This is a genomic window from Jeotgalibacillus sp. R-1-5s-1, from assembly GCF_004405105.1.
Lineage (GTDB): Bacteria > Bacillota > Bacilli > Bacillales > Jeotgalibacillaceae > Jeotgalibacillus.
The window spans coordinates 358,415-371,239 of record NZ_SORW01000012.1; the positions used below are offsets into that span (position 1 = coordinate 358,415).

Annotated in this window: 11 protein-coding genes and 1 pseudogene; 3 read left to right on the forward strand and 9 right to left on the reverse strand. The window is 44.3% G+C overall.

The genetic code is table 11. From position 1 onward, the window contains the following. The first annotated feature begins 31 nt into the window (after nucleotides 1-31). Complete coding sequence (locus tag E2491_RS07025) at nucleotides 32-1,462, forward strand: RQC-minor-2 family DNA-binding protein (RefSeq protein WP_134374323.1); 1,431 nt, start codon at nucleotides 32-34, stop codon at nucleotides 1,460-1,462. 50 nt (nucleotides 1,463-1,512) lie between these two features. Here E2491_RS07025 and E2491_RS07030 read toward each other — a convergent pair whose 3' ends face one another. The 4 genes and pseudogenes from E2491_RS07030 to E2491_RS07045 all read right to left on the reverse strand — a co-directional run bounded on the left by E2491_RS07030 (nucleotide 1,513) and on the right by E2491_RS07045 (nucleotide 6,069). Then, nucleotides 1,513-2,376, reverse strand: coding sequence for a DegV family protein (locus E2491_RS07030; RefSeq protein ID WP_134374325.1), 864 nt, complete (start codon nucleotides 2,374-2,376; stop codon nucleotides 1,513-1,515). A gap of 157 nt (nucleotides 2,377-2,533) precedes the next feature. Continuing rightward, nucleotides 2,534-4,063 (reverse strand): annotated as a pseudogene (locus E2491_RS07035) (malate:quinone oxidoreductase); the annotation flags it as partial. A 425-nt stretch (nucleotides 4,064-4,488) separates the two neighbouring features. Further along, nucleotides 4,489-5,115 carry a nitroreductase family protein gene (locus tag E2491_RS07040; protein ID WP_134374329.1) on the reverse strand — a complete coding sequence of 209 codons (627 nt, stop codon included), beginning with the start codon at nucleotides 5,113-5,115 and terminating at the stop codon, nucleotides 4,489-4,491. Nucleotides 5,116-5,139: 24 nt separating this feature from the next. Further along, nucleotides 5,140-6,069, reverse strand: coding sequence for a DMT family transporter (locus E2491_RS07045; protein ID WP_134374331.1), 930 nt, complete (start codon nucleotides 6,067-6,069; stop codon nucleotides 5,140-5,142). Nucleotides 6,070-6,186: 117 nt separating this feature from the next. Between E2491_RS07045 and E2491_RS07050 the strand changes: the two genes are divergently transcribed. Further along, nucleotides 6,187-7,527 carry an aminotransferase-like domain-containing protein gene (locus tag E2491_RS07050; RefSeq protein WP_134374333.1) on the forward strand — a complete coding sequence of 447 codons (1,341 nt, stop codon included), beginning with the start codon at nucleotides 6,187-6,189 and terminating at the stop codon, nucleotides 7,525-7,527. Nucleotides 7,528-7,564: 37 nt separating this feature from the next. Here the strand turns inward: E2491_RS07050 and E2491_RS07055 are convergent, their stop codons facing one another. From E2491_RS07055 to E2491_RS07070, 4 genes are all read right to left on the reverse strand, one after another. Further along, a complete protein-coding gene (locus tag E2491_RS07055) occupies nucleotides 7,565-8,404 on the reverse strand; it encodes a methyl-accepting chemotaxis protein (protein WP_134374335.1) in 840 nt (279 codons plus the stop codon). Nucleotides 8,405-8,539: 135 nt separating this feature from the next. Beyond that, the gene (locus tag E2491_RS07060; RefSeq protein ID WP_166805815.1) at nucleotides 8,540-9,400 is read right to left on the reverse strand and encodes a GAF domain-containing protein; all 861 of its coding nucleotides are present in this window, start codon (nucleotides 9,398-9,400) and stop codon (nucleotides 8,540-8,542) included. Between the two features lie 209 nt (nucleotides 9,401-9,609). After that, complete coding sequence (locus E2491_RS07065) at nucleotides 9,610-10,482, reverse strand: N-acyl homoserine lactonase family protein (protein WP_134374337.1); 873 nt, start codon at nucleotides 10,480-10,482, stop codon at nucleotides 9,610-9,612. A gap of 86 nt (nucleotides 10,483-10,568) precedes the next feature. Next, the gene (locus E2491_RS07070) at nucleotides 10,569-11,111 is read right to left on the reverse strand and encodes a dihydrofolate reductase family protein (protein WP_134374339.1); all 543 of its coding nucleotides are present in this window, start codon (nucleotides 11,109-11,111) and stop codon (nucleotides 10,569-10,571) included. Nucleotides 11,112-11,630: 519 nt separating this feature from the next. On the opposite strand from E2491_RS07070, the gene guaC reads away from it, so the two are divergent. Beyond that, nucleotides 11,631-12,614: a GMP reductase gene (gene guaC / locus E2491_RS07075; protein WP_134374341.1), complete on the forward strand. Its 984-nt coding sequence runs from the start codon at nucleotides 11,631-11,633 to the stop codon at nucleotides 12,612-12,614. A gap of 68 nt (nucleotides 12,615-12,682) precedes the next feature. On the opposite strand, the gene E2491_RS07080 is transcribed toward guaC, so the two are convergent. Beyond that, on the reverse strand, nucleotides 12,683-12,817 hold the full coding sequence (locus tag E2491_RS07080) for an IS3 family transposase (RefSeq protein ID WP_208528050.1): 135 nt from the start codon (nucleotides 12,815-12,817) through the stop codon (nucleotides 12,683-12,685). Nucleotides 12,818-12,825: the final 8 nt, after the last annotated feature.

Consider the following 12,825-nt stretch of genomic DNA (forward strand, 5'->3'; position numbering starts at 1 on the left):
TAGAAGTATTAGCCGTAAGGAGTTGTTCGCCATGAGTATTCAACAGCTGGGATATGAGTTTGATGCCTATTCAAACCTGCTGTTTGTTCCAGTAGGCCGCAGGTATTCTTCGATTCGTTCGATTGGTCATAAAGAGGAGCGGGCAGTATTGTCACGCATACAACAATCCGTGACGGAGGAACTGAACGCATTAGACGCGGAGCAAAGAGAGCAGCTTTCCCGTTTTATCGGATCAGAAAAAGCGATGCTTCCCATTCCTGTATATAAACAGGAGCATATTTATCCAATGCTGGTCAGACCTGAAATGTTTTTGTGGACAACCCATTCTCTTCAGCGCGGACTGCCGATTGACCATGCCCTTTTTTATGAAAAAACGTATAGCAAGCTTTCATCTGAACAGCTGGCTGACCATATCAGACATGTTGTACGGGATTATGTATTTTGCGCACACCTTCAGCAGCAGGAACGCAGTCAATGGATTAACAGGATTGCTGCCGCCTATAAAAAGCATCCATTTATCCAGCTGGCTGAGGCGAAAGAGCCGATTGTAAATGCGGTTGAGACCATGAACCGTTCATCGCTGCTCGCTGTATTAAAATTCCCGGAAGATATTGCATTCTGGCGTCACCGGGTAGAAATTGTGATGAGGCCTTACCGCCAGATACCGGGATCCTGGCGCTGGGAAATGTGCGATCACGCTAAGGAACTGACAATTCTCGATGAAACGCAATCTATATTATGCGAATGTCCGATCTGCCAGTTTCAGATCACATATGATGTCAATAAAGATGAAATAACATTGCCAGAAGAACCGATTATGGAGCGGACGGTGAAACGCATCGCAACAATTGAGCGGCAGTTCAACGAGATTGCTGACCAAAGCTTAAATGTGATCGGGGCATTAAGGGAACTGCAGACCATTCAGCAAAAGCTTAAGCCGCATATCCCACTTTTAGAAGAAGTTCTTACGCTGCAAAATGAACTTGAGATTCATGATGAAATGGAGATCACGAATTGCTATAGCGCAATAAAAGAGATTGAGATTCCGGACGAGTCCATTACACCTGAGCTGTTAAGTCTGTCAGAAGTAAAGCTTATGGATGTGGCCATATTGAAAGAGGCAGGAAAGTGGAGCAACATTGATTTTAATCAAGCGAAAGAACAGTTACAGCTTCATCTAGCCCATCTGCTTGAACTTCAAGCGGAGCGGCAGCCGAAGCCCGGAGATGTTATTTTTGAAACGAACGGCTTCCAGCTGACCCGTGCAGAGGCAGAGAAAGTAGAGCTTTTTACTGAACAAACGGATCTGACGCTCACCTTTCACATTTTATCTCAGGTTCTAAAAGGAGAACCAACGAATAAGATCCGGACGTTACAGCTGCATGAATCCCCTATTTTCGGCCTGTTGCGATCCTGGCCTGACAAATACATCACAAAAGCTGTCAAAAAGATGCTCACCTAACCTAAAAAAGGTCTTTCCCTTGTAACGCGCGGGAAAGACCTTTTGATTGATCATTTTTCCATAAAAAACATCGAGATTGCGCCCAATCCAACATGGGTCCCAACCGCAACACCCATCTGCATCAGATGAACCTCACCTGTGAAATCTGTTTCATTGATCAAAGCGGATTTAAGATCGGTGGCAACAATCTGATCATCTGTATAACCAATGATAATAAAGTCTGTCAAATCAGGGTTATGCCGCTCAATAAATTCCTGAACGTAATGCCTGATAACCTTCTTACGCCCTCTCGCTTTTGCGACAACAGCGCCTTTACCATCCTTCATCGTCATAATCGGCTTCAGCATAAGGAATTTCCCAAGCATCGCACTCGCATTGGAAATCCGTCCACTTCTGATCAGGTGATTCAGATCATCTACCGACAGAAAATGCTTCACTTTCGTTTTGTATTCCTCGTTAAATGTAACCAGTTCTTCAAATGAGGCACCCTGCTCACGCATCATGGCACTCTTAATTAACAGCCATCCGCTCCCGTGACTCATTGATTTTGAGTCAACAACGTGAACCTTTATGTCAGAGTCAGGATATTCCTCAAAAAAATAACCTTTCGCAAGCTCTGCTGATTGATAGGAAGCACTCGTCCCACTGGACATACAAATACATAAGATGGCTTCATGCCCATCTGCTACGGCCTGTTTCATTACATCCACATATTCTGACGGACTTGGCGCCCCTGTTGTAGGAAAGCTTGTAAGATCCTTCAGCATACTGTAAAACACCTCAGGCTCAAGCTCTGTCCGGTCTTTATAAATGTTTCCGTCTATGTCAATGGTTAAAGGTACAATGTCAATGTTGTATTGTGTGAGGATGTCTAATGACAGGTCACACGTTGAATCAGCGATAAGTTTAATCATGATGTCCCCCAGTTCTTCGTTCATACTTCTATTGTAAAGCATACCCGTACGCATATCGCCTGATTTTTGTGAACTTTATCGATTTTTGTCGAAATGTTGAGGTAAAAAACTGCCAACAAAAAACACTCTCCGATTGAACAGAGAGTGTCCTTGACATTTAATTTGAGACAACCGTCTGTCTGGCTGCTGCAAGCTTAAGCGTTTCAGACGTTTTTGTATTCAGTTCACGAATTAATTCAGGATTCTCAGATAGAGTCAGACCGTATGAAGGGATCATTTCCTTAATCTTCGACTCCCACTCCCCGATGTGATCCGGGAAGCAGCGCTCGAGCACTTCGAGCATGACGGAAACGGATGTTGAAGCACCAGGTGATGCCCCGAGTAATGCGGCAATGGAGCCGTCTTCTGAGCTGATGACTTCTGTTCCAAACTGAAGTGTGCCTTTTCCAGCTTCCGTATCTTTAATGACCTGAACACGCTGACCTGCTACAACCAGTTCCCAGTCCTCACTATTTGCCTCAGGAACAAATTCGCGAAGTGCTTCCATGCGTTTTTCCTTTGAAAGCAGGACCTGTTCAATCAGATATTTTGTCAGCGGAATATTTTTCACCCCAGCTGACACCATCGTAACGAGGTTATCCGGTTTTACAGATGTGATAAGATCCATATTTGATCCGGTTTTCAGGAATTTTGGAGAGAATCCCGCAAAAGGTCCGAAAAACAGGGATGCCTGATTGTCGATAAATCGTGTATCAAGGTGCGGCACAGACATTGGCGGTGCGCCAACCGGTGCTTTGCCATACACTTTTGCATAGTGCTGCTCGACTATCTCAGGCTTTTTGCATACTAAAAACAGTCCACTGACCGGGAAACCGCCGACGGATTTACCTTCTTTTACACCTGATTTCTGAAGGAGGTGCAGACTTCCCCCACCGGCTCCAATGAAAACAAACTTCGCTTTGTGGTACTCAAGACGCTCATTTTTTAAATCACGGATTTTCAGCTCCCATGAACCATCCTCCGCACGCGTCATATCATCCACTTGATGCTCATAGTGTACGCCGACGCCCTGATTTTCAAGATGCTCAAATAACTTACGTGTTAACGCACCGAAATTCACATCTGTACCTGAATCAATTTTAGTGGCCGCGATCGGCTGATCAACCGTACGCCCCTTCATGATCAACGGTATCCATTCCTTTAGCTGGTCAGGATCATCTGAATATTCCATCCCTTCAAATAAAGGATGATCTGAAAGCGCTTTAAATCGGTTGTTCAAAAAAGAAACGTTCTTTTCGCCCTGAACGAGGCTCATATGAGGTAATGGCATAATAAATTCCTGCGGATTATTAAGCAGGCCACTATCTACAAGATGGGACCAGAACTGCTTTGAAACCTGAAATTCCTCGTTAACCTTCACTGCTTTTGAAATATCAATCGAGCCATCCGGCTTTTCGTTTGTGTAATTCAGTTCACATAAAGAAGAGTGCCCTGTACCTGCATTATTCCATTCATTTGAGCTTTCCTCGCCCGCGCCGCTCAAACGCTCAAACACGGAAATGTTCCACTCCGGCTTCAGCTCCTTCAGCAAGGCTCCAAGCGTCGCACTCATAATACCGGCACCAATTAAAATAACGTCTGTCTGCTGATGTCTGTTACTCATGTTTACCGCCCTTATCTTTTGAAATTTTGCAAAAAATGAAGCGACAGCTGCCCTTCATCTCTTTCCGGTTAATAAATTCCTATATACTAGTGTATCACTATGTTTAATTGATTAAAATGGTTTGTTGTGCCAAGCGCGTGGTTACGGGGTTTTGGAGATGATTTTGCAAGGGTTTTGATGGAGTGTCAGGAGGATCGTGAACGATACAATTCTGATTTGAAACAGTACAATTTTCCACCTGAAACAGTACATTTATTAATCGGCTCAATACAAAAAACACCATTCAGAGGGGTAACGATACAAATAAATGCCAGAGCAACACAATAAAATGCTCAATCAGAACAATTCTCCGACGGAACGATGAAATAACACGCCGGAACATAACAAAAAAAACCGTCCCGCGTCTCTTCACCTCAAACCAACAAAAAAAGGAGCCGCAGCCCCTTTCATTACCCGTGAATCTTAACAAGCTTTTCTGTTTCAAGACGATGATGCGGATATCCTTCTGAGGCTGCATAACCGAATGGCACCATGGCAGCCAAAGTAACGTGTTCAGGCAGACCAAGCAGCTCTTTTACTTTCTCAGGCTCAAAGCCTAGCATCGGATTACTTGCATAACCGAGCCCCTGAAGTGCGACCAGCAGAAAACCAAGGGCAATATTGGTCTGATTAAGTGCCCATGCTGAACGCTCTTCATCTGTCATTTGAGAAAACATCTCTGTCAGACTCTTGATCTCCTGTTCCTTACGCTCTGCTGGCAATCCGAAGTGCACAATCTCGGGAATACTTCTCATCATTTCTTCTGAATCGCTCACCATCAGCATCACAGCCGGTGCTGATGTAACCTGTTTTTGACCGTAAGAGACGGATTGAAGCTTTTCTTTTAAAGCGGCATCTGTTACAACATGAAAGCGCCACGGCTGAAGATTATAAGCACTTGGCGTCAGACGGACAAGGTCGATGATCTGATGAATATCCTCCCGGCTGATGGCTCGGTCCTGATACGTTCTGATGCTGCGGCGTGTTTCAATCGCTTCTCTTACGCTTAATGTTGGTTTTAGGGTTGATGTTGTCATGGTGATTCCTCCTGAATAGTGGGTTTATTTTATAATCGGTACTAATGTCTGCGACTCTTTTACCCGTGCTGTATTTGCGCCAATGACGCCCAGAATAATCATGAGTGCGCCGATGTAGTGGTAGCCGTAGAGAGGTTCCTGTAAGAAAATCATTCCGGCTGCCATCGTAATGACGATAGTCAGGTTGCCAAAGACACTCATTTGAAAGGCTGGTAAAACCGATAATGCATACGCCGTTAAATACGATGTGACCAGTGTCGACAAAATTCCTAAATACAAAGTGGCAAACGTATAATCTGCATGACTGAACGGCTGGAAGAAAGCTGTGATTGTTCCATTTAAAACATGCTGAGTCAGTGACGCTGCATTAAAAACAAGGAAGCCCACAAGCGTACTGACGTAGGTGATGAGCAAGACAGAAACATTTCGTGTCAGCTTTCTCGTTAACACCTGATAAACCGATTGAGACATGACAGATAGGAGAATGAGGATCATGCCTGCTAAAAGAAAGCCTGAACTGCCTGCTCCGTTCATCAGCATGATATACACCACGCCAAGCACCGACAAACCAATCGCAAGCTTCTGTTTCAGCGATGATGTTTCCTTTAGCCATAACGCAGAAAGCATCAGGGTAAAGACCGGAACTGCAGCCTGAATAATACCTGCTTCCGCTGAAGAAACCGTCTGCATGCCAAAGGCCTGAAAACCAAAAAACATCACCGGATAAAAAGCGGCAAGAAATACGATCTTCTTTACGCCTGACCGAACAGCACCAAGGGATATACCTGTTGATGCCATAAACAGCGTCATTCCCATAAAAGCGATTGAAAACCGATGTGCCAGTGCATCAAGCGGCGTCGCAAACTGCAGTGAGATTTTGACAAACATAAAGGATAAACCGATAATAATGGCAACAAGAATCGCTGCCGAATAGGCCCTGCTTTTAACAGACAATGAACTCGCCTCCTTTTCATGAGATTCGGTCTATATGTGTATCTTAAAATGTTTTCAGGGCTTCGTCTGATGAAAAAAAGACATCTGTGCCGGTACAGATGTCAGGGAGGAAACACTATGCTGAAATATGAAATCATTTATAATGACCTTCTGCAATTGATCCAGTCAGGACAGATGCCCTCCGGATCAAAAGTGCCCTCCATCCGCTCACTTAAGCAGCAATATACCTGTAGCACAAGTACCGTTCAGACAGCTTTGTTCAAGCTTGAAGAACAGCATTTGATATATGCCGTTCCCAAAAGCGGCTTTTATGTTGTCGATCACGAAATGCTGCCAAAGCCCGCGGATCAGAACATCATTGATTTTGCTACTGCCTCTCCAACGTGGCATCATTTTCCTTACAGAGATTTTCAACACTGTATGAATAAATCCATCGACATATATCAGGAGGATCTGTTTCAATACGGTACCTCGCACGGACTCCCTTCATTGCTGAAGGAAGCGCAAAAGCTGCTCGAGTCGTATCAGGTTTTTGCCGGAACGAATCAGATTTTTGTCACATCCGGTGTCCAGCGCGCACTGTCCATTTTGAGCGTGATGCCATTTCCTAATGGCCGTTCCCGCATCCTAGTGGAGCAGCCGGGTTACCATTTATACCTTGGCTATCTGGAAGCACACTCCATTCCAGTTGCAGGTATTCAGCGGACTGCAGAAGGCATTGATCTGAACAGACTGGAGCATATGTTTCAGCAGGGTGATATCAAGTTTTTCTACTGTATGCCGCGGTTTCATAATCCGCTTGGCACCTCTTTATCAAAGAAGCAAAAGGCAACCATTTTGAAGCTTGCCCATCAATATGACGTTTATATTGTAGAGGATGATTATATTGCTGATTTTGAAGAGAGCACAAAAAACGATCCCCTTTATGCCATGGATATACATGATCGCGTGATATATTTGAAAAGCTTTTCTAAAATTATGTTCCCCGGTCTCAGAATCGGACTGACTGTGCTGCCCGACAGTATGACTACATCTTTCCAGCGCTTTAAACGGATCAGTGATATCGACAGCTCCATGATCTCGCAGGGAGCGCTTGAGCTTTATATTAAAAGTGGTATGTTTCTGCGATACAGAGATCAGGTGAAAAAGGCTTATATTGAACGGGCACTGGAGCTTCAAAAAGCACTGCAAAAGCACCTCCCTGATTATCGGGTTCCTTCTGTGATGGCCATGCATACCCACCTGACGCTGCCGAAACACGTTAACCTTCCTTCCCTGATTCGGGCTCTTGCAGAGAAAAAGGTGCTGCTTGAAATGATGGATGAGCATTATTTGAAGGATTTTTATCAGGAGAAACTGCTGAAGATCAATGTTTCGAAAGTGGAAAAACATCAGATTGAAAAAGGAATTGAAATGATAGCGGAGGAGCTTCATTTAGGGAGACACCGCTTTGTATAAAAAAAACCGGGTGCCGTGTGAATACGGCATCCGGTTTTTACAGCTTTGCAGCATATTGCTTCAGCTTGACACTCATCTCTTCAATTTCATCAATAAAAGAGGATACTTCTTCTGTAGAAAGTGCCTGCTTACGGCCCACTTCCACGACATTTTCAACCATTGACTGAATGTCCGTGATGGAGGATTGCATTTTTTTCAGCATATCATTGATTTTATCAGTCGATTCAAGCGTATCATTCGACAGCTTACGGATCTCCTGCGCCACAATGTTAAAACCTCTTCCGTGCTCTCCTGCACGGGCTGCTTCGATGGATGCATTCAAACCAAGGATGTTCGTCTGACTTGCGATCTTTTTTATGAATCCAATGACTTCATCCGTGTTTTTCATCGCATCTGCTGCTTCATTGGACTGCTCAAGCAGTTGACGGCTGTATTGGGCAAGCCCTTCAGAGCCACTGTGAATGGAGGTAATCCGCTCGTTTGCATCATTGATTGATTTAAAAATCTGATCAGCAATCGCCTGGAGTGCTTTTTCATTCTGCTCCTGAATCTGGATGGCTAATGCCCCGATGATTTCGTTTCCTTCCATAATCGGCATCGCCAGGCCTGTAAATGAAATACCGAAAAATTCCTCCGGCACTTCCTGACGAATCTCTTTTTTATAACGGATACATTCAGCAAGCGGTTCGTTCGGATCAATCAGTCGACCAGCCTGTGCGCCGATATTTAATTTGCGCCCAGGAAAATAGGCAAGCCACTCTTTTGTATTCACGAGACCGATGCCAATATCCGGCATCATGGCATGAATCGTCGGGATCACCTGCAGAAAGGCTTCAAGCTTCTGTATCTTTACTTCGTTTACTGATAGCGTTTTCATAATATTGTAATTCTCCTATCCACCTGAAAAATCTCCCTTTAGCCCTAAAATCATACTTTAGTTTTATAAACTAAAGACCTATTTGATTATAAGACAAAACCTCATCATTTGTGAAGTGATGAGGTTAACCGACGTTTATGAATCATGTTTCTTTAATGAGAAACCAATTTGATGCAATGCACGCTGAAGGTTCGCTTCAATAAGTACATCTTTTAAATGAATGCCCGACTGGATCGCCTGTAATGCAAGCTCCGGTCGCATTCCCGTCAAGACTGGCACAACGCCGACCATTTTCAGTAGCGTCGCGATCTTTAAAAGTGAGGCGCTGACAAAATCATCAATCTCGACAACGCCGGAAAGGTCAATTATTAAATAATCCAGCGATAATTCCTTACTTTTAATCAGGGCAGCTTCGTTAATCTGATTAACGCGGTCCTCTGTGATGATCCCGATAATCGGCAAAATCGCAACTCCTTCTGCAATCGGAACAAACGGAACGGATAAACTCTGAATCTGACTGTTGGCGTAATCAAGACTGATCACAAAAGAAAGCATGGAAGCCATCGTCTGAAAAAGTGTCAGCTGTTCCTTTGTCACTTCAAAGGTTGACGTATCAAGCCCGCAGATCGTACCATAATTTTTCCCGTTGGCATAATAAATGGGAATTCCGATAAAACTGCCCCCACCAAGATTACGGGTCACATTCAGCGCATTCGTCAAATGACTTTCATTCAGATCGTTTATGTAAAGCGGCTCATTACCATGATCAATACTCACCTTGCATAGCGTTTCCTCAAAGGGCAAAGTATCCCCTTTTGCCAACAGCGGCTGGTTCTTGTTCAAAACGTGGGTAATTTCATTTGTATGGCGGTCATTCCTCGCGATAAACAAGGTATTGACGTTAACAAACATACTCATCATCTGGAGAATCGTATCGGCTACTTCATCAACAGACTTGAAGGAATGGGTGGAGGAATTCAGAGAAAATGGTTGCATTAACAAAACTACCCTTCTATAACGTTATTTGCTATTCTGTATACCCTCCCAGTCCATTATTAAGCGTATTTGGGACTATTTTTTCAAGACAAAAAGACTAATATTCTGAGGTGATTTTGCCGCGGATATCATTTAGCCGGGCAAGTAATCTTGTTCCACGTCCAGCACGTAAAAAAACACCAGACCATCAAAGGACTGGTGCTCAAATCTCAACCGATCTTCTTTCGCTCCACAACCGCCTGCTCCATCAGCCTGGTCACGGACTCCGGATCATGCGACGGCATATAGATGGTTGGATGATAGAGTGAATAGGAACGAATCGCAGCAATCGTTTCCACTGCAAGCTCCGAGTTTTCAGTAATGCCAGGTAAATGATAATGAAGCAGCTGCTCCTGATTAAAGGTCACATCACCGGCAAAGAACAAGGACAGCCCATTATCACGTACAATGACTGACTGATGTCCGGCAGTATGACCCGGCGTTGCTACGATTGAAACATTTGGATGCAATGAATGATCCGCATCCTTAAACAGAGAGTCAGAATGCGGGAGATCAGTCGGTTTGATCTGCATATGCTTCGGCCACTGATGAGGAACCGCGCCACGCGGCGTCCGCATTGCATGATCGTATTCTATCCGCGACATGATCACTGGCTTTCCCGCTACTGCTGACAAACCGCCAGTATGATCCGTATGGGCATGTGTCAAAATCGTAAAATCGATTGAGTCAGGATCAATTCCACTTTTTTTCAGCTGTGCTTCAAGCGTGTGCTTCTCTTCAATATCAAAACGCAGAATCCGCTTCAGCATCCATTCATTCCCCGGGTCTCCTTTAAACCATTCAGGATCCTTCACCCGGTGCGTCTCCCCTGTATCCACCATAAATTTCATATCAGGCAGCTCTACCAGCCAGCACCAGATCGGCAGCCATTCCGTCCATGATACAGACGCCATCAAAGCAGGAAGCCTGAACGCAGTCGGCCCTCTCCACTGACGATGCGCCTTCTTCACCTTCACATGACCCGTCGAAAAAGCATGAACCCGCAAACCAGACATCCCATTCTGATAAACCAGCACCTTCATCGCCCTCACTTCATGTTGGATTTATCATGATTATAAGGCGATTCGGAGTTTTTTGAGATGGCTGGGGGTGCTTTGGATGTGCGGGGTTAGTATTCGATTTTATATCTTTGGAGCATGACCCCGTTTTCGTATACTTTCTGATCTAACAATTTTAAGGCGACTTCATATTCTTTTACGGTTTCAAACAGTCTGATCCCATTACCAAAAAGCACAGGGTTGACTTTAAGTAATAGTTCATCAATAAGTTGATGTTCAAACAGGTGAGCAGCAAAACGGCCACCACCACATAAATAAATGGGTTTACCCTCATCCATCTTAAGCTCCCGGACGAAGGATACTGTATCTTCACGGACAATCTTAAGCCCCTCAAAAGTCGGGAAATCAAGGGAAGAGGAGAACACATAATTCGGCATATTGGCATAAGCAGGCCTTCCTTTTTCAAGACCAAACTGATACCCGTATTCATATGTGCTACGTCCCATAATGACAGCACTGTAATCTTCCTGCAGACTGTTTATATAATCAGTCACATGATCACCTTCGTGCGCAAATCCTGTATCTGCTTTTCCGTCAGTATGCGCAATATACCCATCAACTGTAGTGGCAACATGGTAGATAATTTTTTTCATAAATAAAACCTCCCTTTACGTCAGTTGATCCTCACCACTATTATAAAGCTTTTTGACATAACAAAATCCACTCATCTATGTTTTGAATGACTTATTTCACCTCACCATTCTTTCACCAGCGCATCAAAATCCCTGGTGCGGGTCATTTCTTAGAGGAGTGATGTTTCCCACTCACTTTTTTGATTTTGGAGTTTACTGAACTGTATGCGATTTTAGAAATACTTGATGAATTTTGTTGATTTCAGATGTTTCACAGGATATTAACCCACCTTCGCAAAATTACTGGCCTGTTTCTCAAGATTCACGTAGTGTTTCGCAAAATACTGCTGTCCTTTCACAGAATTCGCACTATCGTTCACAAAATCATGCCAAATGCCCTACCCCTCCACAAGCCCGACACAATTTCCACCCTTTCATAAAACCAGCCTTTGACATCCGCTACACTCTCCTGTAAATTATTATATGTACGAACAATATTAATTAAATTAAAAATAATATTCGCTTTTAGGAGTGTTTTATATGGATAATGTATTTGATTACGAGGATATTCAGTTAATTCCCGCAAAATGTGTCGTAGAAAGTCGATCTGAGTGTGATACGGCTGTGCAGTTTGGGAAGCATACGTTTAAGCTGCCAGTTGTGCCTGCCAATATGCAGACGATTATTGACGAGAAGATTGCGGCTTATCTTGCTGAGAACGGTTATTTTTACATCATGCACCGCTTTGAACCGCAGACGCGTATCGCATTTATTAAAGAGATGCAGTCTAAAGGCCTGATTGCTTCGATCAGTGTTGGGGTGAAGGAAGAGGAATATGGCTTTATTGAGCAGCTTGCGGCAGAACAGCTTGTTCCTGATTACATCACAATTGATATTGCACATGGCCATTCGAATGCCGTGATCCGGATGATTCAGCATATTAAGGCGCATTTACCGGAGAGCTTTGTGATCGCAGGGAATGTTGGAACGCCTGAAGCCGTGCGTGAGCTTGAGCATGCCGGTGCGGATGCGACGAAGGTTGGGATCGGACCTGGTAAAGTGTGTATCACGAAGATCAAAACGGGCTTTGGTACGGGTGGCTGGCAACTGGCGGCGCTTCGCTGGTGCGCGAAGGCTGCAAGTAAACCGATTATCGCTGATGGCGGGATCCGTACGCACGGCGATATTGCCAAGTCTGTCCGCTTCGGTGCATCGATGGTGATGATCGGATCGCTTTTTGCCGGACACGAGGAATCCCCTGGCGAAACAACTGAGGTTGATGGCAAGCTGGTAAAGGAATACTTCGGGTCAGCGTCTGAGTTCCAAAAAGGCGAAAAGAAGAACGTTGAAGGAAAGAAAATGTTCGTGGAACATAAAGGATCTCTGCAGGATACACTCACTGAAATGGAGCAGGATCTGCAGTCCTCGATCTCTTACGCAGGTGGTAACACCCTTGAAGCAATCAAGCATGTGGATTATGTTGTTGTGAAGAACTCGATTTTTAATGGGGATAAAGTTTATTAATGAGAAAAGCCGGCGCCTTTTGAACTGCACCCTGTCAAGTAGACAGTAAAAAAGAAAAAAGCTTAGAACTACGCTACGGCCTGGTACCGGTACTCCATCGGTGCCAGGTTGTTTAATTTCTCCTGATAACGTTCCTCGTTGTAAAATCGCATATATTGATCGATGTCGTTGACTAATTCTTCATAGTTCTTGTACTGTTTCAACTCATATC